At 68.4% G+C, this 21,893-nt stretch carries 19 protein-coding genes; 8 read left to right on the plus strand and 11 right to left on the minus strand.

Annotated elements, in window-relative coordinates; translation table 11 throughout:
- Positions 1–16 precede the first annotated feature (16 nt).
- Both G3580_RS00570 and G3580_RS00575 read left to right on the plus strand, forming a co-directional pair.
- On the plus strand, positions 17–442 hold the full coding sequence (locus tag G3580_RS00570) for a tautomerase family protein (RefSeq protein ID WP_173763412.1): 426 nt from the start codon (positions 17–19) through the stop codon (positions 440–442).
- Positions 443–573: 131 nt separating this feature from the next.
- Entirely contained in the window at positions 574–1,284 is a 711-nt protein-coding gene (locus G3580_RS00575) for an NAD(P)H-dependent oxidoreductase (protein WP_173763413.1), read from the plus strand.
- Positions 1,285–1,515: 231 nt separating this feature from the next.
- On the opposite strand, the gene G3580_RS00580 is transcribed toward G3580_RS00575, so the two are convergent.
- The 9 genes from G3580_RS00580 to G3580_RS00620 all read right to left on the minus strand — a co-directional run bounded on the left by G3580_RS00580 (position 1,516) and on the right by G3580_RS00620 (position 9,006).
- Positions 1,516–1,812, minus strand: coding sequence for a hypothetical protein (locus tag G3580_RS00580; RefSeq protein ID WP_173763414.1), 297 nt, complete (start codon positions 1,810–1,812; stop codon positions 1,516–1,518).
- 72 nt (positions 1,813–1,884) lie between these two features.
- Positions 1,885–2,799: a polyphosphate kinase 2 gene (ppk2, locus tag G3580_RS00585; RefSeq protein ID WP_173763415.1), complete on the minus strand. Its 915-nt coding sequence runs from the start codon at positions 2,797–2,799 to the stop codon at positions 1,885–1,887.
- 98 nt (positions 2,800–2,897) lie between these two features.
- On the minus strand, positions 2,898–3,536 hold the full coding sequence (locus G3580_RS00590) for a tetratricopeptide repeat protein (RefSeq protein WP_173763416.1): 639 nt from the start codon (positions 3,534–3,536) through the stop codon (positions 2,898–2,900).
- A 25-nt stretch (positions 3,537–3,561) separates the two neighbouring features.
- Positions 3,562–4,368: an SDR family oxidoreductase gene (locus tag G3580_RS00595; protein WP_173763417.1), complete on the minus strand. Its 807-nt coding sequence runs from the start codon at positions 4,366–4,368 to the stop codon at positions 3,562–3,564.
- On the minus strand, positions 4,365–5,024 hold the full coding sequence (locus G3580_RS00600; protein WP_173763418.1) for a TenA family transcriptional regulator: 660 nt from the start codon (positions 5,022–5,024) through the stop codon (positions 4,365–4,367). The genes G3580_RS00595 and G3580_RS00600 overlap by 4 nt, the downstream gene beginning before the upstream one ends.
- Positions 5,025–5,042: 18 nt before the next feature.
- Positions 5,043–6,521 (minus strand): AMP-binding protein, encoded by a 1,479-nt coding sequence (locus tag G3580_RS00605; protein ID WP_173763419.1) that lies wholly within the window; start codon positions 6,519–6,521, stop codon positions 5,043–5,045.
- The gene (locus G3580_RS00610) at positions 6,518–7,213 is read right to left on the minus strand and encodes a thermostable hemolysin (protein WP_173763420.1); all 696 of its coding nucleotides are present in this window, start codon (positions 7,211–7,213) and stop codon (positions 6,518–6,520) included. Before G3580_RS00610 ends, G3580_RS00605 begins: the two co-directional genes overlap by 4 nt.
- 210 nt (positions 7,214–7,423) lie before the next feature.
- Positions 7,424–7,897: a type 2 periplasmic-binding domain-containing protein gene (locus G3580_RS00615; RefSeq protein ID WP_173763421.1), complete on the minus strand. Its 474-nt coding sequence runs from the start codon at positions 7,895–7,897 to the stop codon at positions 7,424–7,426.
- Positions 7,897–9,006 (minus strand): hypothetical protein, encoded by a 1,110-nt coding sequence (locus G3580_RS00620; RefSeq protein WP_173763422.1) that lies wholly within the window; start codon positions 9,004–9,006, stop codon positions 7,897–7,899. Before G3580_RS00620 ends, G3580_RS00615 begins: the two co-directional genes overlap by 1 nt.
- 18 nt (positions 9,007–9,024) lie before the next feature.
- On the opposite strand from G3580_RS00620, the gene G3580_RS00625 reads away from it, so the two are divergent.
- The 3 genes from G3580_RS00625 to G3580_RS00635 all read left to right on the plus strand — a co-directional run bounded on the left by G3580_RS00625 (position 9,025) and on the right by G3580_RS00635 (position 14,246).
- Entirely contained in the window at positions 9,025–10,791 is a 1,767-nt protein-coding gene (locus G3580_RS00625) for a sensor histidine kinase (RefSeq protein WP_173763423.1), read from the plus strand.
- Positions 10,788–12,167: a sigma-54-dependent transcriptional regulator gene (locus G3580_RS00630; RefSeq protein WP_173763424.1), complete on the plus strand. Its 1,380-nt coding sequence runs from the start codon at positions 10,788–10,790 to the stop codon at positions 12,165–12,167. Before G3580_RS00625 ends, G3580_RS00630 begins: the two co-directional genes overlap by 4 nt.
- 138 nt (positions 12,168–12,305) lie before the next feature.
- Positions 12,306–14,246 (plus strand): bifunctional metallophosphatase/5'-nucleotidase, encoded by a 1,941-nt coding sequence (locus G3580_RS00635; RefSeq protein WP_173763425.1) that lies wholly within the window; start codon positions 12,306–12,308, stop codon positions 14,244–14,246.
- A gap of 55 nt (positions 14,247–14,301) precedes the next feature.
- On the opposite strand, the gene G3580_RS00640 is transcribed toward G3580_RS00635, so the two are convergent.
- On the minus strand, positions 14,302–14,505 hold the full coding sequence (locus tag G3580_RS00640) for a DUF2905 domain-containing protein (protein ID WP_173763426.1): 204 nt from the start codon (positions 14,503–14,505) through the stop codon (positions 14,302–14,304).
- Positions 14,506–14,566: 61 nt separating this feature from the next.
- On the minus strand, positions 14,567–15,694 hold the full coding sequence (locus tag G3580_RS00645) for an aminotransferase class V-fold PLP-dependent enzyme (RefSeq protein ID WP_173763427.1): 1,128 nt from the start codon (positions 15,692–15,694) through the stop codon (positions 14,567–14,569).
- Positions 15,695–15,911: 217 nt separating this feature from the next.
- Here G3580_RS00645 and G3580_RS00650 point away from each other — a divergent pair, with 217 nt between their 5' ends.
- From G3580_RS00650 to G3580_RS00660, 3 genes are read left to right on the plus strand one after another with little or no spacing between them, the layout of a single operon-like run.
- Positions 15,912–18,929, plus strand: a complete 3,018-nt coding sequence (locus G3580_RS00650; protein ID WP_173763428.1) for a type VI secretion system Vgr family protein — start codon at positions 15,912–15,914, stop codon at positions 18,927–18,929.
- A gap of 17 nt (positions 18,930–18,946) precedes the next feature.
- Positions 18,947–21,082: a T6SS effector phospholipase Tle3 domain-containing protein gene (locus tag G3580_RS00655; RefSeq protein WP_173763429.1), complete on the plus strand. Its 2,136-nt coding sequence runs from the start codon at positions 18,947–18,949 to the stop codon at positions 21,080–21,082.
- A 23-nt stretch (positions 21,083–21,105) separates the two neighbouring features.
- Entirely contained in the window at positions 21,106–21,891 is a 786-nt protein-coding gene (locus G3580_RS00660; protein WP_173763430.1) for a T6SS immunity protein Tli3 family protein, read from the plus strand.
- Positions 21,892–21,893 lie beyond the last annotated feature (2 nt).

Raw genomic sequence — 21,893 nt, forward strand, 5'->3', positions numbered from 1 at the left:
TTTTCTGGAGAGAACCATGCCCGTCGTCACCTTTCACCTGATCGACAACGAGACCAACAACGCCAAGGCCGAGGCGTTGTTGCAGGGCGCCTGTGCGCTCTACGCCGAAGTGCTCGACGCGCCCATCGAACGCATCCGTGCCTTCATCACCCTGCACCGTGCCGAGCACTTTCTGGTGCATGGTCAGCTGTGTTCGAAGAACGGCGTCAATTCGCCCTTCTTCGACTTCATCATCATGAACGGCCGCCCCATCGAGATGCACAACCGGCTCATGAAGGGTTTTACCGACCTGCTCGTCGAAGTGCTTGGCGTCAGGCGTGACGACGTGCGCGGCATCTGCCGCCGGGTCGAACCCGAAGACTGGTGCATTTCAGGCGAACCGGCCAGTGAGGTTCGCAAGGCCGAGGTCGAGGCGCGCAAGGCGGCTGCCGCCAATGCCTGACCGGGCCTAACCGCTCCCGCTCCGACCGACAAAGCCCTCTCCTCAAGAGTGTCGGTCGACTTCAGCCCTCCGCAGTCCGTGTGGCTGCGGAGGTTTTTTTTTTGGAAATCATCCGACCCGGGAATCACGACATGAACGTGCTGATCGTCTTCGCCCACAATGAACCGCAATCCTTCAACGCGGCGATGAAAGACCTGGCCGTCAGCGAGCTCGAGGCGCAGGGGCACCGCGTTCAGGTCTCCGACCTCTACGCCATGCGCTGGAATCCGGTCGCCAGCGCCGCCGACTTCGGCAGCCGCAAGAATCCGGACTACCTGGTCTATGCCCTGGAGCAGCGCCACAACTACGAGGCCGGCACCCTGGCGCCCGACATCGCCGCCGAGGTGGAGAAGGTCAAATGGGCGGACTTCATCCTCTTCAACTTCCCCATCTACTGGTACGGTATGCCGGCGATCATGAAAGGCTGGATCGACCGGGTGTTCATCTCCGGCCTGTGTTACGGCGGACGCCGCATCTACGACCGCGGCGGCCTGGCCGGCAAGCGGGCCATGCTCGCGTTCTCGCTCGGCGGGCAGGAACACATGTTCGGCGAGGGGGCCATCCACGGCGAGCTCGACCTGCTGCTGCGCCCCATCCAGCGCGGCATGCTCGCCTATGTCGGCCTCACCGTGCTGCCGCCGTTCATCGCCTGGCACGTCCCCTACGTGACCGACGCGGCGCGCGCCGCCCTGCTGGCCGACTACCGTACGCGGCTGCGCCAGCTCGACACCCTGGCGCCGCTGCGCTTCGCGCGCATGGCCGATTTCGACGACACCTTGCGCCCACGCGCCGTGGCGTCGTGAGCTGGCGGCTCGCAATCAAGAGAAAAAGAGCCTCCGCGCCGGCGGCGCGGAGGGCCTGATCAAAGCTCGGCCGGCGCGGTGGAGTGCGCCGGCCCGTCTCAGGTCGGAAGGGCCGCCGCTGCGCAAACCGCAGCGGCGGCCCATGGTCCGCCAGGACGGAATCGGGCGTCCAATACCGATGAAGGGCGCAGGCAATACCTTGCCGGTATGGTGTCGCGCCGAGCGTTGCGATCAGTCGAGGTGACGCAGGAATTCGGCGCGGGCGGCGTGCAGCACCTCGTGCTGCGCCGGTGACACCAGCGACAGGGCGAGCCGGTGATAGGCCTCGAAGGCCGCCACCACGTCGGCCGCGTCCACCCGGGCCGGCGCCGGCGCCGGGCCCTCGCCGGCGATCGGCGTGAGCACCGCGTGCTTGGGGATGAACACCGTGCCGCCCTTGTCGGTGGCCCCGGTCATCGGCCCGACCTTGGTGAGGGTCCGGCCTTTCCATTCGAAGCGGGCGCCGATGGGCAGGTGATCGAGTTTCATGGGGTGTGCGGGAGCGGACGAACAGACCCCTAGCGTATCCCAATCCGCACCCGCCGGCGCGCCGGCAAGCGCTCAGTAGCGTCCGGGCACGTACAGGTCCGAGGGCAGGGTGCCGCGTTCGTAGTCGGGGTTGAACACCCGCTCGGGCAGGGTGATGGGCTCGCGCTGCACGTCCTCGTAGGGAATCCTTCCGAGCAGGTGAGCGATGCAGTTCAGGCGCGCGCGCTTCTTGTCGTTGCCCTCGACGATGTACCAGGGCGCTTCCGGGATGTGGGTGCGCTCGAGCATCTCTTCCTTGGCCTTGGTGTAGTCCTCCCAGCGCACCCGCGACTGCAGGTCCATGGGGCTGAGCTTCCACTGCTTGAGCGGGTCGTGGATGCGCATCAGGAAACGCAGCTGCTGTTCCTCGTCGGTGATCGAGAACCAGTACTTGATCAGGCGGATGCCCGAGCGCACCAGCATGCGCTCGAACTCGGGCACGTCCTGGAAGAACTGGCCGACCTCGTCCTCGGAGGCGAAGCCCATGACCCGCTCCACCCCGGCGCGGTTGTACCAGGAACGGTCGAACAGCACGATCTCGCCGGCCGCCGGCAGGTGCGGCACGTAGCGCTGGAAGTACCACTGGGAGCGCTCCCGGTCGGAGGGCCTGGCCAGCGCGACCACACGGCACACACGCGGGTTGAGGCGCTGGGTGATGCGCTTGATGGCGCTGCCCTTGCCGGCCGAATCGCGGCCCTCGAACAGCACCACCACCTTCTCGCCGCGATCCACCACCCAGTCCTGCAGCTTGATGAGCTCGGCCTGGAGCTGGATCAGGGCGGTGAAGTAGGTGCGCCGGTCCAGGGTTTCGGGATGCTTCCTGCGATACAGCTTGCGCAGCTCGAGGGAGAGCGCGGGCTCCGACATCTCCAGCTCGACGTCTTCGTCGAGCGCGTCGTCCAGTTCGGCCTTGAGCCAGTCCAGGGTGTCGGGGATCGGGTCTTGCATGGCGTCCTCCTGTCGGGCCGGACGCGATCCTGCGTCCAGCCCGGCACAAGTACGCGAGGACTGTGACAGCCGTGCGTGGCCCCCGCCCGCGACGGGGCTCAGCGCTCGTTCAGCTTCGCCAGCAGCTGCTTGACCTGCGCGCGGCGGCCGGCGTCGGCGTCCTCGCGGCCGGGCCGCGGGGGGGCGGCCAGGGCACGCTCCAGGTGGGTGCGGGCCTCGGCGGTCTTGCCCTCTTCGGCCAGCAGGTCGGCGTAGAAGTAGTTCGGGTCGATGCCGTCCGGATTGATCTGCAGCGCCTTGAGCAGGTACTTGCGCGCGTTGTCCTTGTCCCCGAAGCCCAGCGGCCAGCCCGGCACCTTGGCGTAGAGCGTGCCCAGCGAGTTGTAGATGGAGCCGTTGAGCGCGGTCGGATCGATGCCCTCGGCCTGTTCGAGCAGCTTGCGCGCCGCGCGCACCTTGCTCAGGGCGCCGAGGCCGCCCTGGGCCTTGGCGGCGCTGGAGAGGATGATGGCTTCCCAGATCAGCGGTTCGGCGCGGCCGGGGTAGGCCTTGGCCACCGATTCGCTGCGGCTGATGAGCGCGTCGAAGGCCTTTTCCTGCTGATCGTCCGGGGTCGAGTAGGACGCCTTGGCCCAGCCGTGGCCGAGCGCGGCGATGGCGTCGTCGAGGGGCGTGTTGGCGGCCTGGGCGCCGAGGCTGACGCCCAGCGCGAGGATGGCGAGTGCGGTGCGGATCATGGGGGATCTCCTTGGGTCGGGTGTTTCAGCGATTGCGTTCGGTGGCGAAGGGGCGCATCAGCGCGACCTGCTTGATCAGCGAGGGGTCGACCAGGCGCGGCAGCACGGCGTTGATGCGCACGAAGAGCTTTTCCGGCCAGCCCAGGTACTGATCGGTGCCGTCGCGCTCGATGGCGGCGACCACGCTGGTGGCGACGGCCTCGGGGTCGTCCTGGTTCATCTTCAGGGCTTCGGCCATGCGCGTGACCACGCCGCTGTTGAACGGCGTGCGGGTGAAGCGCGGCGCCACGTAGGTGACGCGGATGCCGGTGTCGGCCAGCTCACGGCGCAGCGCTTCGGAAAAGCCGCGGATGGCGAACTTGCTGGCCGAGTACGACGCGAAGCAGGGAAAGCCGATGGAGCCGAAGATGGAGCCGACGTTGACGATCTGGCCCTGGCCCGCCGCGAGCAGGTGCGGCAGCAGCGCGCGGGTCAGCAGCATGGGCGCGACGGTGTTGACCTGCAGCAGCGCGGCGGTCGCCTCGGGCGACTCGTCGGCGAGGAAGCCGAAGTTCTGCAGCCCGGCGCAGTTGATGAGAATGTCGATGCCGCCGGTCCGGTCGATGGCCTCGCTCACCAGCCGTGCCGGGCCCTGCGGGTCGGCCAGGTCCACCGGCAGCGCGAGGACGCGCCCGCCATGGACCTGCAGCTCGGCGACCAGCGCCTGCAGCGACTCGACGTCGCGGTTCGCCAGTACCACCGATGCCCCCTGGCGGGCGAGCTGGCGCGCAATGGCACTGCCGATGCCACCGCCGGCGCCGGTGAGCAGGATGGTGCTTCCGCGGATCTTCATGCCGGCACCGCCTGCCCGACATTGCCGAGCACGTTCGCGTACAGGGGGAAGAACATTCGTGCGCTGTGCACCACGGCATCGCGATCCGCCTTGTTGTCCAGTTGGTTGACCAGTCGCTCGAAGTCGCCGATGTGTTCGCGGTCGAGCGAGCCGTGGCTGTTCAGGTAGGTGAAGGCCTGGTGGGGCAGGTCGAGGGCGTGGCGCAGCACCGAGGCCACCTGGCAGGCGAGGCTGACGCTGGTGCCTTCGAGCACGTAGACCATGCCGAACAGTCCCACCGGGTTGCCGCGCATGACCGTGTCGTAGGCATAGGCGACCATCAGTTCGGTATCCGGGTCGGGGCTGCCGAGGCGCACCGCCCGGGCATCGCCCCCGGCGGCCGTGATGTCGCTGAGGATCCACTCGTGATGGCCGATCTCTTCCTCGATGTAGTGCGCCACCGCGGCACGCAGCCACTCGTGTTCGTCGTCGAGCCGTGCCCCGCAGGCCATCAGCAGCGGCACGGTGTGTTTGACGTGGTGGTAGGCGCGGGTCAGGAAGGCGATGTACTGCGTCCGCGTGACCTCGCCGGCCATGGCCGAGCGGATCAGCGGCGTGGCGTGCAGTGCCTCGCGGTGGACGCGGGTGTCCTGTTGCAGACGTTCGTAGAAGCTCATGTGGACTCCGTTTCGGGTTCAGGAGGGATAGACGGCGGCGATGTGCGCGGCATAGCGCTGGCCGATCACGTTGCGGCGGGGCCGGCCGTTGGCGGTACACATGCCGTTGGCGAGGCTGAAGGGTTCGGTGGCCGGCACCCAGGCGTGTACCCGGGCGTAGTCCGGCAGGCGGTCGTTGGCGCGGGCCAGGGCTTGCTCGATGCGGGCCGGCGCGGCGCCCGGCGCGGGCACCACGACGGCGCAGTTGAACGGGCGCGCTTCGCCGAACACGGCGGCCTGGAGGATGCCGGGCTCGCCGAGCAGCTCGCGCTCGACCCACTCCGGCGCCACGTTGCGGCCGAAGGCGGTGATGAACAGATGCTTCTTGCGCCCGGTGAGGTAGAGGAAGCCATCGGCGTCGACATGGCCCAGGTCGCCGGTGGCGACGCGATCGGCGCGGTTCGCGGGGGTGTCGCCCAGATAGCCCAGCGCGGCGATGCCGCCCACGTGGATCTCGCCGTCGGCGGCGATGTGCACATCCACATGCGGCAGCGGCCGGCCGACGCTGCCGGGGCGATGGGCCGCAGGCGTGTTCACCGCGACCACCGAGGCGCATTCGGACAGGCCGTAGCCTTCGAACACGGGCAGGCCAGCGCCGTTCGCCTCGTCGAGCAGCTGTGCCGAGACCGGCGCGCCGCCCAGGGCCACATAGCGCAGGTGGCGAGGCATGGGCAGGCCGGCGCGGGCGGCGCCGAGCAGCGCCTGCAGCATCTGCGGCACCAGGATCGCGGTGGTCGCGCGCCAGCGGTCGAGCGCGGTGAGCAGGCGCCCGACATCGAGGCCGGAGCTGCCGGCGAGCCCCACCTCGGCCAGCGCGGGCACACACACGGTCGCACCGGCGATGAGCCCGGCATAGACGCCGCCGACGTTCTCCAGCAGCGTCGCCAGCGGCAGCACGCACAGGTGGCGGTCGCCCGGCTGGGCATCGCTGGCACCGGCCAGGGCCGAGGCCACCGTGGACAGGGACGGGCCGTCGAGACACACGCCCTTGGGCTCGCCGGTGGTGCCGGAGGTGAAGGTCACCTTCACGGTGTCGGCGGGCAAGGCGGCGGCGGGCCCATGGGCGGCGGTGAGTGGATGGAGCGCGCCGTAGCCGCGTCCGGCGGCGGCCGTGTACTGCGGGAACAGGGCCTGGAAGCGCTGCGGCTGGTCGGTGAGCACCCGGTCGACGCCTGCGCTGGCCATCACATGCGCCATCTGCGTCGGGGAAAAGAACAGGGGCAGCGGCACGATCGGGATGCCGGCCAGGGCGGCGGCCAGATCGGCCACCACCCAGGCCACGCCATTGTCCGCCCACAGGGCGAGGGTGCGCGGCGGGTCGTTGTGCAGGCGGTCGGCCAGCGCCTCCACCGCGTGCAGCAGGCTGCGGTAGTCGAGCTGGGTTTCGTGGTCGGCCAGGGCGATGTGATCGGGCTGGGTGGCCGCGTGGCGACGCAGCAGGCTGAGGACGATGTTCATGCCGCCTCCGTGCCGGCCGCCATGTGGCGGAAGCCCTGGTGGATGTTGCCGGCCAGCACGTGCGGCGCATGGGCGTAGTAGCGGCCCCAGGCGGCGCGCTGGTCCGCCGGCAGGCGCTCGGCGTCGGCGGCGCAGATGTCGATGGGGGCGAGCCCGAGGCGGCCGAAGGCGTTGCGCAGGCCGACCGTGCCGGTGAACACCACCCAGTCGAAGCCCTCGTGATACAGCCGCTCGGTGAGCAGCGCGATCATGGCGCGCAGCGCGCCGGGGAAGGTGCCGGAAAAGTGGCCGACCTCGACGATGCTGTCGCGCCGCACCGGCCGGCCGGCGGCACGGCTCAGCACCACTTCGATGGGCTCGTCGAGGTATTGCTCGAGGAACAGGCGGCTGCGCCCCGAGCGCAGGCCGAAGGCGCCGCACACCGTGCCGTCGGCGTGCTGCACGGTGAACAGGCGCGGCATGAAGGCATTGACGCGCGAGCCGAAGCTGTCCATGAAGCAGTCGCCGATGAAGCGTTCGGCATCGACCCGGCGCGCGCCCCGGTGCTCGTGCAGGGTGTAGCTGGCAGGGATCGCCGCGGGCCGTGCTCGCACGCGGCGGCGCGTCGGTCGCAACAGGCGCATCAGCGCGGCGGCGGCGGACGGCAGGGGGCCGGGGGGGAGAAGCAGCGGCAGCGCGGGCAGGCTCGACATGGGGGGTCCTCACAAGCGGATCGATGTGCGCCAAGGGGCGCTTCGATCCCACTATCGCAAGGCCGGTGCCAGCTTTTGCTTCAGCGTGGAAATTTGTTCAGATGCCTGATTTTTATATTGTTTTTTAGCGACCAGCGTGCGCTGGCCTTGCCTCTGTCAAGGCTTGCAGTCGCCGGACTGCAAGATTTGTCATCAAGGCTTGCAGTCGGATCAGGGCTTGCAGTCGGGCAGGGCGCCGACGGTGAGCACCGCCCGCAGGGGCGGCGGCGGCAGGCAGGCGGCCACGTAGCCGATGGCGCCCGGGGTGCCGGCGACGAACATCCGCACCGCGTTTTCCGAGGCCAGCACGTGGGGGGGCAGCACCCCGTGGAAGTAGCGCTCGCGCCAGTAGGCGCCGAGCGCTTCGGGAGGGCGGCCGAGCACGGTGAGCGAGAACTGGCGCCGCGTCGGGTCGGCCGGCGGCAGGTTGACCGGATGGATGCGGTGTCCGTCCGACCACACCGTCTGCTTGCGTTCGAAGATGCGGGCGGCCTCGGCCAGGCTCAGGTGATGGACCGGAACCTCGGGGCCGACGATGATGGCGAAGGCGGCCGGTTCACCGGCCCGCGCCGGGGTGCCGAGCAGCGCCGCCAGGCACACCAGGGTGCGCAGGGCGAGCGGACGGGACAGGGCGGCGCGGCGCATCAGAACAGCACGCTGACCGAGGTCATGACCCCGTGGGGGGCGTCGATGCGGTTGTCCTGGGTGCCCACCCATTCGCCCTTGAACACGATGGCCGGGGTGTAGTGGTAGTTGAGGCCAAGGACGCCGATGCGCACGGTGTCGGTGCTGCCGGCCTGGTGGAAGGCCTCGAGGCGGCCCACCGCGGCCAGTCGCTCGGTCAGCGGCACCACCAGCTGGGCGAAGGCGCCCTTCTCGTCGCGCGTGCCGCCCTCGTCGGAGCGCCGGTACACCGCCTCGGCGCTGAACTCGTAGCCCTCGCGCGCCCACATGAAATCCAGCCCGAGCAGGCGCTTGCTCTCGTCCCGGTGGGCCTCCTGCTCGAAGCGGGCGACGGACACACCGAGCCGGCTGTCGGCCGTCACCGGCACCGTGACCCGGGCGCCGACGACCTCGGTGAACGGGTCGATGGCCGGATTGACGCGGATCTCGTTGCCGCGCGAGCCGTACACCGCGTATTCGATGCCGTCGCCCATGGCGGCGATGGTGCCGGTGGCCATGAGGCCGGTCACGTTGGTGGGAAAGGTCTTCTCGGTGATGAGCGGGCGCGAGGTGGTCCACACCAGCGGGGTGGCGTGAATCTGGTTCCAGCGCCCGATGGGGGTGAGGAACTTGCCCACGCGCAGGGTCAGGGCGTCGTTGACCGCATAGTCGGCATACAGGCGTTCGAGGGCGAGGTAGCGGCTCTCGCCCTCGCGGTCGCGGCTCGGGTGGGCGAGCACGTTCTCGTAGTCGAGTTCGGCGAACACCTTCCAGCGGGTCTCGCTCTCCCACCACACGAACAGGCTCAGATCGTCGAGCGCGACCCGGGTCTTCTCGCCGCGCAGCTTGTCGAGCGTCAGGGCGCTGTAGCCGCCGAGGGTGAAGCCGGTGTCGCCGAGGCGCAGGCCCTGGCCGAGCTGGTAGTCGGTGGCGTGCACGAATGCCGACAGGCACAGGCCGGCGGCGGTCGCCCCCAGCTGGCGCATGAGGCGGCCGGTGCGGCCCCGGTGGGGGCGGGGGTGCGCGCCGGTCTGCGCCGGCGGGGCGTTTTCGTGTACTTTCTGGTCTTGCACCGTGTTCGGAACCTTCATCCGGCTCAGCCTGCCTCCGTGACCATACGTAAAACGCTCCTCGTGGCCTTCCTGGGTGTCGGCCTGTTGCCGGCCATCCTTCTGGCGGGCCTGGCATTTGTCAAGTCGAAGGCCGCCGTGCAGACGGAGATCGAGGGCAATCTGACCGTGCAGGCGGTGTCGGTGTCCGCCAGCATCGACAAGATGATCTTCGAGCGCCTGCAGAACGCCGTGACCTGGCACCGGCTCGACATCATGCAGGATATTCAGGTCGGCGACGTGGACAAGCGCCTGTCCCTGTTCCTGTCGGATCTGCAGCAGGGCTACAGCGACGTGTATGCCGAGCTGGCGGCGCTGGACACCGCCGGGCGCATCGTCGCCAGCAGTCACCCGGCCGAGGTGGGGCAGGTGGCCGCGCCGGCGGTACCGTGGATCGACGTGCCGCTGTCCGGCACCCGGGTGACGCTGGAGCTGCCCGCCGGCGCGCACCGGGACCGGGTGGTCATGCGCGCGCCGATCGCCTCGGCCTTCACCGGCAAGCCGCTCGGCCAGCTGCAGCTCACCCTCGACTGGAACGACGTGTTCGAGGTGCTCGACCGGGCCGGTGGCGAGGCCGGGCGCATGCTCGCCGTGCTCGACGCGCAGGGTCGGGTCATCGCCGCCTCCGAGGGGCTGCGGCGCCAGGGCATGATGGGCTCGACCGCGCTGGCCGGATGGCGCGAAGGGGCCGCAGATCGTCGCGTCGCGGTCCATCCCGGCGGCCCGGTGGCCGATTCGGCGGTGATGGTGGCGGTGGCCCGCGCCCAGGGCTACGCGCACCTGCGCAGCCTGGGCTGGACCACCCTCATCATCCAGCCGGTGGCGCTGGCGCTGGCGCCGGTGCATCGGATGACCCTCATCTTCGCCGGCCTGCTGGCCCTGATCGGTGCGCTGACGGTGTTCGTCGCCCTGTGGGTGAGCCGCGAGATCTCGCGCCCGATCATGGGGCTGACCCAGTTCGCGCGCGGCTACATGCGCGACAAGGTGCTGCAGGCGCCGCCCAGCGGTGGCTCCGGCGAGGTGGGCGAGCTGACCGAGGCCTTCGTGCGCATGGTGCGCGACATCGATCAGTCGCAGCGCAACCTGGTGCGCGCCTCCAAGCTCGCGGTGGTGGGCGAGATGTCATCGGTGATCGCCCACGAGGTGCGCACGCCGCTGGGCATCCTGCGCTCGTCGGCGCAGATGCTGGCGCGCGAGCCGGGCATCAGCGACGAGGGGCGCGAGCTGGTCGGCTTCATCGACAGCGAGACCGAGCGCCTCAACCGCCTGGTCTCCGCCATGCTCGACACCGCCCGGCCGCGCGCGCCCAGCGTCGGGCCGGTGGACATCGACCGGCTCGCCGGCAAGACCATCGCCCTGCTCGGTGCCCAGTTCGACAAGCGCGGCATCGTCGTGCACAAGCAGGTCAGTGCCGAGGACACGGTCATCGAATGCGACGAGGAGCAGATGACCCAGGTGCTGCTCAACGTGCTGCTCAACGCCCTGCAGATCCTCGAGCACGGCGGGCGCATCGAGCTGGCAGTGCACGGCGACGCGGACACCCTCACCATCGACATCGCCGACGACGGACCCGGCATCGATCCGGCCCATCGCAACCGCATCTTCGAAGCCTTCTTCTTCCAGCGCGACGGCGGCGTCGGCCTCGGGCTGGCCATCGTGCAGCAGATCGTCACCGCCCACGGCGGCGACATCGAAGTGGACACCAGCGCGCTCGGCGGCGCCCTGTTCCGCATCCGCCTGCCGCGCCAACACACGGAGCCGACATGACCGGCAAACAGATTCTGGTGGTGGACGACGAGGCCAAGATGCGCCGCGTCCTCGAGATCATGCTGCAGAAGACGGGCTACCACGTGCTCGCCGCCGCCAACGGCCGCGAAGCCCTGGAGCGCTACGAGGCCAACGCGGTGGACCTGGTCATCACCGACATGCGCATGCCCGAGATGGGCGGCATCGAGCTGCTCCAGGCCCTGCGCGAGGCCGGCTCGAGCGTGCCGGTGATCGTCGTCACCGCCCACGGCACCATCGAGTCCGCGGTGCAGGCCATGAAGCAGGGCGCCTGCGACTACATCCTCCGGCCCTTTGACATCGACGTGATCGAACTGGCCGTGACCCGCGCCTTGAGCGGCGCCGAGGTGGCGCGCCAGAACGCCTTCCTCAAGCAGGAGATCGCGCGCGGCTGGGATGCCTTCGTCGGCGCCAGCGCGCCCATGCGCCAGGTGTATGAGCTCATCGGGCGCATCGGGCCGAGCAAGGCCTCGGTGTTCATCCGCGGCGAGACCGGCACCGGCAAGGAGCTGGCCGCGCGCGCCATCCACAACGCGTCGCCGCGCCGCGACAAGCTGTTCGTGCCGATCAACTGCGCCGCCATCCCCGCCGACATCCTCGAGAGCGAGCTGTTCGGCTACGAGAAGGGCGCCTTCACCGGCGCGGTCAAGGAGCGGGTGGGCAAGTTCGAGCTCGCCGACGGCGGCACCATCTTCCTCGACGAGATCACCGAAATGCCCCTGGCGCTGCAGGCCAAGCTGCTGCGCGCGCTGCAGGAGAACTGCATCGAGCGGCTCGGTGGCAACCGCGTCATCGACCTGGACATCCGCGTCATCGCCGCCACCAACCGCGACCCGCTCGAGGCGGTGCGCGACGGCAAGCTGCGTGAGGATCTGTACTACCGCCTCAACGTGGTCACCGTCGAACTGCCGCCGCTGCGCGAGCGCAGCGACGACATCGAGGCCCTGGTGCGCCACTTCATCCACAAGCACGGCCATTCGCCCGAGGACACCCGCCCGAGCGCGGCGGCGCTCGCCGGTCTGACGGCCTACCCCTGGCCGGGCAACGTGCGCGAACTGGAAAACGCCGTCGAACGGGCCCTGCTGCTCAGCGGCGGCGGCGTGCTCGACGCCGGCCACTTCAACCTCGACCCGCGCCAGCGCCCGGGCGGGGCGAGCGTGTCGACCGGCGGCGACGAGTTCGCCGACGGCGAGCTGCCGCCGCTGGCCGAGGCGGTCGAGGCTCTGGAAGCCCGGCTCATCGACGCCGCGCTGGCCCGCGCCGACGGCAACAAGGCCCGCGCCGCGGCGTTGCTGGAGATCAGCGAACGGACGCTGTGGTACAAGCTCAAGAAGACACGGGCGGGCGCGGACGGCTGATGTGGTGGCAAGCGGATGGTGCAAAAGCACCATCGATGCCGTCATCATCCTGACCCGATCGGGACATGGGGGTGTCACTCCGGGGCGGTAGCGTTGGGCGTCATGCCTTCCGCATCCCGACCCCTGAGGAGACCGTCCATGTCGAACGCCCTGAAACCCGTCGCAGCCGCCCTGCTGCTCGGCCTGTCCACCCAGCTGTTCGCCGCCGGCTGCAGCGGCCATGTCACCGTCGGCGAGATCGATTCCGGCGTGGCCGACCGCGATGTGCGCGGCACCTGCCTGAGCGCGCTCGTCGACGCGCGCCCCAACGTGTGGGGCAATCATGGCCAGTTCGTGCGTCATGTGGCGCAGCTGACCCGTTCGCACGCGGTACGCCATGTGCTCGGCCATCGCGAGCGCGCCCGCCTGGTGAGCGCCGCGGCGCGCTCCGACGTGGGCAAGACGCTGGACGTGAAGATCGTCACCCTGGGGGACTTCCACGGCAACCTGCGCCCGAGCGGCACGCGCACCATCGACGGCAAGAGCTTCGATCGCGGCGGCGCCGAATATCTGGCCGGCGTGATCAAGGACAAGCTGGCCGCCTCGCCGAACACCGCGTTCGTCAGTGCCGGCGACCTGATCGGTGCCTCGCCGCTGCTCTCAGCCCTGTTCCACGACGAACCCACCATCGAGGCCATGAACGAGATGGGCCTGATGGTCAATGCCGTGGGCAACCACGAGTTCGACGAAGGCCGCGACGAGCTGCTGCGCATGCAGGTCGGCAACCAGCACGGCGGCGACGGCTGCCACCCGACCGACGGCTGCCAGGACGGCGATGCCTTCGAAGGCGCCCGCTTCCAGTTCCTGGCCGCCAACGTGGTGGACGAAGCCACCGGCAAGACCCTGTTCCCCGCCTACAAGGTCATGAACTTCAAGGGCAACAAGGTCGCCTTCATCGGCATGACGCTCAAGGGCACGCCGAAGATCGTGACGCCCTCGGGCGTGGCCGGCCTGCGCTTCGAGGACGAGGCCGACACGGTCAACGCCCTGGTGCCGAAACTGCGCCGCCAGGGGGTGAAGAGCATCGTCGTGGTGGTGCATGAGGGCGGTTTCCAGACCGGCAGCTACAACAGCTGCGACGGCATCTCCGGCCCGATCGTGGACATCGTCTCGCGCCTGGACGATCAGGTCGATGCGGTCATCACCGGCCATACGCACCAAGCCTACATCTGCCAGCTGCCCAACCGCGCCGGCCGCGACATCCTGGTCACCTCGGCGTCGCCCTACGGCCGCTTCCTGACCGACATCGATCTGACCATCGACACCCGTCGCCATGACGTGGTCGCCACCCGCGCCGAAAACACCGAGCTGCTGTTCGAGCACAACGTGGCGCCCAAGGATCCGGCGATCACTGCGCTCATCGCCAAGTACGATGCGCTGGCCGCGCCGCTGGAAAACCGGGTCATCGGGCACAACGCCGACGTGCTCAGCCGCAGCGTGAATGCCGCCGGCGAATCCCTGCTCGGCGACGTGATCGCCGATGCCCAGTTGCATGCCACCGCGCCGGCCGGCTATGGCGACGCGGTCATCGCGTTCATGAATCCGGGCGGCATCCGTGCCGACTTCAGCTACGCCCAGATCGGCACCGAAGGCGACGGCAACATCACCTATGGCGAAGCCTTCACCGTGCAGCCCTTCGGCAACTCGCTGGTCACCCTCACCCTGACCGGTGCGCAGATCGAGACCCTGCTCGAGCAGCAATTCACCGGCTGCGGCAACAACCAGCCCTACGACCGCGTGCTGCAGGTGTCCGACGGTTTCGCCTACACCTGGAATGCCGCCGGCCCGGCCTGCGACAAGGTCGATCCGGCCAGCATCACCCTCAACGGCACGCCCGTCGATCCGGCGGCCAGCTACCGGGTCACCGTCAACAGCTTCATGGCCGATGGCGGCGACAACTTCGCCGTGCTCACCGAAGGCACCGACCGCCTGGGCGGGGCGCAGGACGTGGATGCGCTCGAAGCCTGGTTCGAGGCCTACGGCGTGGTCGATCCGGCGAGCTACCCGAACGCGACGGCACGCATCCAGCGTGTGAACTGATCACGGCGAGGGTCATTTGCAGAGGGCCGTCACGGCATGCCGTGACGGCCCTTGTCTATTTGTCGTGCCACCACCACAGCAGGATGGAGAGGATCGCCGAGATGAGCAGCGAGGTCATCAGCGGGAAATGAAAGCTGAAGCCCTCGCGATGGATGTTGATGTCGCCCGGCAGGCGCCCCAGCGGCAGCCGATGCAGCCACGGCCAGCACAGGCCGAGGGCGAGGAGGATCAGACCGAGGACGATGAGCGCGCGTTGCATGGGGTTGTGTCCATGACACACGCCCCGGGGTTCGCGGAGCGTGTGTTCGGAGTCGTGCTCGTCAGCCCATCGCTTCCAGCGCCACGGCCAGATGCCTGACCGTGCGGTCGATGTGGGTGAGCTTGTCGAGGCCGAACAGGCCGACCCGGAAGGTGCGGTAGTCGGGCGGTTCGTCGCACTGCAGGGGCACGCCGGCGGCGGTCTGCAGGCCCTGGGCGATGAAGGCCTTGCCGGTGTGGATTTCGGTGTCGTGGGTGTAGCTCACCACCACGCCGGGGGCCTGGAAGCCGGGGGCGGCGACACTCTTGAAGTCGTGCGATTCGAGCAGCGCGCGCACCTTGGCGCCCAGTTCGATCTGCGCGGCCTTGAGGGTGTCGAAGCCGATGCCTTCCATCTCCACCATGGTGTCGCGCATGAGCGTGATGCCGTCGGTGGGCATGGTGGCGTGGTAGGCGTGGCCGCCGCCTTCGTAGGTTTCCATGATCTGCAGCCACTTCTTGAGGTCGGCCGCGAAGCTGGTGCTGGTGGTGGCGTCGATGGCAGTGCGGGCGCGCGCGTTCATCATCACCATGGCGCAGCCCGGCGAGCCGCTCCAGCCCTTTTGCGGGGCGCTGATGAGGATGTCGACGCCGACGGCCGCCATGTCCACCCACACCGTGCCGGAGGCGATGCAGTCGAGCACGAACAGGCCGCCCACTTCGTGGGTGGCCTCGGCCACGGCCTGGAGGTAGGCGTCGGGCAGGATCATGCCGGAAGCCGTTTCCACATGCGGGGCGAAGACCACGGCGGGTTTTTCGGCGCGAATGGCAGCGACCACCTCGTCGATGGGCGCCGGGGCGAAGGGCGCCTGTGCCTCGTCGCTGATGCGGCGCGCCTTGAGCACCGTGTGGCTGGCCGGGATGTGGCCCATCTCGAAGATCTGCGTCCAGCGGAAGCTGAACCAGCCGTTGCGCAGGACCAGGCAGTGCTTGCCGGTGGCGAACTGGCGCGCGACCGCCTCCATGCCGAAGGTGCCGCCGCCGGGGACGATGGCGACCGCATCGGCGTGATACACCTGCTTGAGGATGCGGGAGACGTCGCGCATGACCGTCTGGAATTGCTGCGACATGTGATTGAGCGCACGGTCGGTATACACCACCGAGTATTCGAGCAGTCCGTCGGGATCGACGTCGGGTAGCAAGCCTGGCACGGGGGTCTCCAATGTTCTTGTGCGCAGCCCGTCCACCGGGGTGCGCGAGCATTCAAGCATGCCACTGTTTGCGTTTCGGCTCCACCGCGCCGCCGGCATGGGAATTGTTCATTGGCGGCACGGCCATCGAAATGGCATAAAATGCGATCCGCGGATGTGCTGATGGCATATTCCGGCGTACCATGTTTCCCTTCCGTCATTGGCTGCCCCGATCGTCATGCTGCCCGCTTTCACCTCCGACACCCGCCTGTTCGAGCTCAGTTGGCACGCCTCCGGCCCGCCGGTGCTGGTCGAGGCGTGGTGGGGGCGCGAGGCGCTGTCGCAGGGCTTCGAGTTGTGTGTGGATGTGCTGTCCACCGACGCCCACATCGCCCTCAAGCGGTTCCTCGGCCGTGCGGTCACGCTGTGGAGCGTGTTGCCCGACGGCCATCGACAGGGTCGTAGCGCGCTGGTGCGCGCCGCCTTCGCGCTCGGCGCCGACGGCGGCTTCGGCCGCTACCGGCTGGTCCTCGTGCCGTGGGTCTGGTGCCTGACGCAAACACGCAACAACCGCGTGTTCCAGGACAAGCGTGTGGAGCAGATCGTCGAGCAGGTCTTCGCCGGGTACCACGACGTGGCCGCCTGGCAGTGGGGCGAGGAAGTGGAGGCGTTTCTCGCCCGGGTGCGCCCGCGCAGCTATTGTGTTCAATATGGCGAGACCGACTATGCCTTCGTCTCCCGCCTGCTGGCCGAGGAAGGCATCGGCTGGTGCGTGGAAGAAGACGAGGCCGCTCCGGCCGGCCACCGCATGCGCCTGTTCGCCGACAGCGCCCGCTTTGCCGAGGACGTCCAGTCCGCGGCCGGCGACATCCGCTTTCACCGCGCCGATTCGCAGGAGGACTCGGACGCCATCGTCGCCCTGGGGGCGCACCGTCGGCTCGGCGTCGGTGTGGGCGCCACCCTCAGCTACGACTACAAGGCCAAGGCCGCCGTCGCCGCCAGCCTGCCCAGCCGGCAGCGCCCGGGCGGCCCCAACGCCCCGGTGCTGGAGGACTACGACGATGCCGGGCTCTATGCTTATGCCGACCGCACCGAGGCCGAGCACTACGCCGCCTTGGGCCTGGAGGCGCGCGAGGCCCGCTTCAAGCATTTCGTCGGCCGCGGCAGCGTGCGCAGCTTCCGCCCCGGCCACGCCTTCACCCTCGCCGAATCGCCGCTCGACGCCCTGATCGCCTCGCCCGAGGACGCCACCGACGCGGCGGCCACCCGCTTCGCCCTGCGCGAGACCCTGCACGTGGGCATCAACAATCTCTCCGGCGAGGCCATGGCCGCCGTCGCCCGGCGCCTGTCCGCCAGCCAGCGCACCGAAGCGTGGGAGTACACCGAACCGACGCCCGACATCGCCCACGCTCCGCGCATCCTGGATGCCGCCGTGCTCGCCCTGGCCGAGCAACGCGGCTACGCCAACCGTTTCGAGGCCCAGCGCCTGTCCGTGCCCTGGCGCGCCGTGCTCGAAGACGGCACCGGCGCGCGCCTCAATCCACGCCCCACCGCCCCCGGTCCCATGAGCGCCATCGTCGTCGGTCCTCGGGGCGAAGCACATCCCTCCGGGGCCGACGAGCTGTACTGCGACAGATACGGCCGCATCAAGGTGCGCTTCCACTGGCAGGAAGGGCGCGAAGCGGACGATCAGCTCACCTGCTGGCTGCGCGTGGCCAGCCGTCAGGCCGGCGCCGGCATGGGCTGGCACAGCCTGCCGCGCATCGGCCAGGAGGTGCTCGTCGGCTTCATGAACGACGACATCGACCGCCCCGTCGTCATCGGCGCGCTGTACAACGGCCGGGGCGAGGGCGGCATCCGTCCCACGCCCGGCGGTGACACCAGCGGCGAGGCCGACCGGAGCGCCGCGGATGCCATTTTCGACCAGGCCACCGACCACAGCCCCTCGGGCCAGGGCAACCTGGCCGCCGGCAACAGCCCCGCCTGGCACGGCGGCGCGGCCGACAGCCACGGCCACCCGGCCGCGCTCACCGGCATCAAAACCAAGGAATTCGGCGCCCACGGCCGCTTCGCCGGCCACAACCAGCTCGTCTTCGACGACACCGACGAACAACAAAGAATCCAGCTCAAAAGCACCGAATCGGCCTCGGAGTTCAATCTCGGGCACCTCATCCACCAGGCCGACAACTACCGCGGCTCCTTCCGCGGCACCGGCATCGAGCTGCGCACCGACGCCTGGGGCGCGCTCAGAGCCGGCAGCGGCCTGCTCATGAGCACCTGGGCCAAGGGTTCGCCCAGCGAGCCGGCGGGCGACAACAGCGCCGGCATGGCCTTGTTGAGGCAGGCCGGCACCCTCGCCCGGACACTGTCGAACGCTGCCAGAACGCACCAGACCGTGCAGCTGGCCAGCGCCATCGGCACCTCCGGCGCGGGCCGCAGCCACATCGACCCGGACGCCGCCCCCATCGACGCCCTGCATACCGTGGCCAGCGGCATGGTCGACAGCACGCGCTTCGACACCGCCCGCGCCGATGCCGCCGACAAGCGCACCGCAACGGGCCCGAACGCCGTCCCGCACCTGCTCGAGCCGGCCATCGTCCAGGCCGCGCGGGCGGGGCTGGCCATGGTCGCGGGGCAGCACCTGCAATGGACGGTGGGCGAGACCGCCACCGTCATGAGCGGCCAGGACACCAACCTGGCCGTCGCCGGCAAGACCCGCATCCACACCGGCCAGGCCATCGGCCTGCTCGCCGGCGCCATCTCGGCCGGCGACCAGAACACCGGCATCCAGCTCATCGCCGCCAAGGGCGATATCGACCTGCAGGCCCAGAGCGACGCGATGAAGTTTCAGGCGAAGCAGGATCTGAAGCTCGTCTCGGCCAGCGCCAACATCGACTTCGCGGCGGCGAAGAAGGTGGTGCTGTCGGTCGGTGGCGGCGCGAGCATCACCATCGATGGCGGCATCACCGTGCAGTGCCCGGGGACGATCACGGTGCATGCCAGTGCGAAGAGTTTCTCGGGGCCGACGAGCTTGAGCTACGACGCCCCGGCGTTCATGCCGCCGGACGGCTTCCACGCGCAGCCGGTACTGAGCTGGGAGGGTATGGATGCCCCGGTGGTCAATCGCCGTTTCCGCGCCACCCTGGAAGACGGGCGCGTGGTCGAAGGGCGCACCGATGCGCACGGGCGGGCCGCCATTGCCGAGACCGCCGGCTTTCAGCATGCGAGCGTCGAAATCCTGCCGGACGACGACTGACACGGAACACACCGACCATGGACATGGACAAGTTCTCGCCCAACCGGCGCATCCATGAAGCCCGCATCAAGGGCGAGCGGATCGCGACCTACACCAACGTGCCCAAGTGCACGAGCCCCGACAGGCCCGTCAGCGTCAGGCCGCCGCTACCCGGCGTCGTGATCCTCGTCCATGGCGTCAACGACATCGGCGAAGCCTACCCCACGCAGGCCGCCGGCCTGTGCGAAGGGCTCAACCTGCGCCTGGGCCGCAAGGACATCACCCCGGGCACCTGGGATGTGCCGCGTGCCTGCCCCGAGCAGCGCCGGGCCAGCTTCGAGCGTCGCGCCGACGCCCAAGGCTACAACGCCATCATCCCCTTCTACTGGGGCTACCGCCCGGTGGACATGGCCACCTTTGAGGCCGATCAGCAGCGCTACGAAGAAGAACTGCGACGCCGCGGTCCGGCCGGCGCCGAGGCACCCTACGACGCCTACTACGTCGAGGGCCGATCCAATCCGAGAACCGGCTACCAGAACACCGATTGCTTCGGCAACTGGCTCGACGAACACTTCTGCAAGAACGGCGGCGTGTTCGCCAATGCGACGACCAACCTGATCGACATGTGGGGGCCGGGCGGCGACATCTTCGGGTTGGCCAAGTGGCTTTCGAGCCAGGATCAAGACTTGAGCCACGCCATCTTCGACAACCCTCATCGCATCTACATGGTCAATGCCGCGCAACGGCTGGCGAATCTGATACTGATGATTCGTGCGAACAAGGCGTCTCGCGATGATTCGCTCAACATCGTGGCGCACAGTCAGGGTACTTTGGTGTCGATGCTCGCAAACTACCTCGTGTCAATCGACGATTCGGGACTTCGCCCCGCCGACTGCCTCATCCTCAACCACTCTCCCTACAGCCTGGAAACCCCCTTTTTGGAACGCCACCAGTCTTTCGGCCCGCAGCAGTCGAAGCGCGCGCGCCGCGAGACGCTGGCGAATCTGTGCCGGCTCATCGACGCGCATCGCACGCCGGCCCCGTCGGCCGCGGCGCTGGTGTGCGAGGGCATGCTCAATCCCGGGGTCGCGAACAAGCCTGGCCATCTGAACGACAACCACGGCAAGGTCTTCAATTACTTCTGCCCGCACGACGGCACGGTCTCGCTCAGAAACGTGCAGGGTATCGGCTGGCAGGGGGTGCCGGTGGCCGAAGCGGGGCAGTTCGGCGCGGCCTTCGTGCAGCGCCTCTTCCTCGACGGGCGCGCGCTGGCAACGCCCCCGGGCAAAATGCAGCTGCCCGATCTCAAACGGGCATCGATCACCACGAACAGCGACGTGCCCACCGGTGAGGTGCGCGACATCAACGCGCCGCAACTGCCCGATTTTGGCTATGTTTTTCAGCGGCCAGGCGGCTGCGCTTACCTGGGGGCATCGGACTGGGGCGTCGATAGCGCGGCACAGGGCGAAACCGGGCGCAACGTCAAGACTGAGGTCATGGACGATCCGCGTCGCGAAGCGGGCTGGGCGTCGAGCTCGTTTCCATTTACGCGCACCGAGCAGGCCGAGGTCGAGCGCGCGTTCAAGGCCCAAGGCAAGGACTGGGAGATCATCTCGGTCAGCGGCGCCAATGCGCGCGGCAAGATCATGGTGACACGCTACATGACCGAACAGGAAATGCTCGAACGGGCACGTCGAACGGAAACCAGCAACTCGAATCACTCGGCCATCGTGCTCGACCAGAACGCCTCGTGTTATGCCGCTGCCTTCGATCTGGCTCTCGGACGGTGTCGCAGTTACGATTGGTCGAAGATCGATGGCGGGGCGTTCTGGCAGAAGCTACTGAGGGTGGCGGATTGGCGGGACAGCGACATCAAGTTCGACCGCGACTACTACACGCAGGGCGTTCTTCCTCCAGACATCAAGCAACAAATGAACAAACCACCCACCATCCCCGGCATCGTCAACGAGAGCACGGAGGCCCGCTTGTATTCGTCGGAGCTTCAGAACATTGATGAACGGATCGCCGCGCACGAACAGCACAAGGGGCAATGGCCGAAGCTCGAATGGGAGGAGAAGATGCGCAGCCTGCAGATGCAGCGGAGATCGATTGTTCAGGCGCGCGAGTACGCGCTCGAGAAGCAGTCGCGCTTTCCGGTGGTGCACGGGGAATGACGCTCGTGAGTTGGATCGTACCGATGTGGACCCTGGTGCTTGCCGTGGCGTGCATCGCGCTTGGCCGACACCTCTTCCGGCCGCCTGCCCGATTGGCTGCGGCAGCACTCGCCATTCTGGCCCTGATTCCGTGGCTTCCGTCCAGCCATGCCGAGCCACCGCGCAAACCTTCGACGCAGATCGTCTACCGGTTTGACGATCATCGATACTTGGAGTTGGTGGGCTATCGATGTGAGGGCGCAATCAACTACGTTGATGAGAAGCGTGGCATTCATACGCCGATGATCGACCAGTTCGCGCGCGTGTTTCTTCCACCGATCATGCACGCGGATGACGACGGGGATTTCATCTTCATTCCCTACCACGAGCCGTCCGCGTTTCGGGTATCGAAGGATCACGGCAAAACGTTCCGGGACGCGCGATGGGTCGGCATCATCGATTTTGGTTCCGAGAACATCAAGCAGATCACCATCGTCAATCGCCAGGCCTTCATCGAAACCAAGGACGGGCGGGTTTTCATGACGAGCAAGCCGTTTGGAAAGGGATGGGGAATGCTTGTGGTCGACCCTGTCAATCACTTGCCTTCGACCGTTTTTTCCGAGCGCCCGGAATTCCAGGATCTCCCCACCGAAGTCCCGGAGGTCAAGAACTACAAAGGCTGGACCGAGATGCACTGCGACCCCGACCTGCAAGGGCCGCCCAAGGCGACGCTGGGCACGCACTGGAACGCCTTCCAGGCCGACGTGCTGGCTTTCCTCGGCCGCACTGTCGCCTGGCCGGCGGCGTGGCTGGTGCGGGCGCTGGCGTGAGC

The sequence above is a fragment of the Nitrogeniibacter mangrovi genome, from assembly GCF_010983895.1.
Classification (GTDB): domain Bacteria; phylum Pseudomonadota; class Gammaproteobacteria; order Burkholderiales; family Rhodocyclaceae; genus Nitrogeniibacter; species Nitrogeniibacter mangrovi.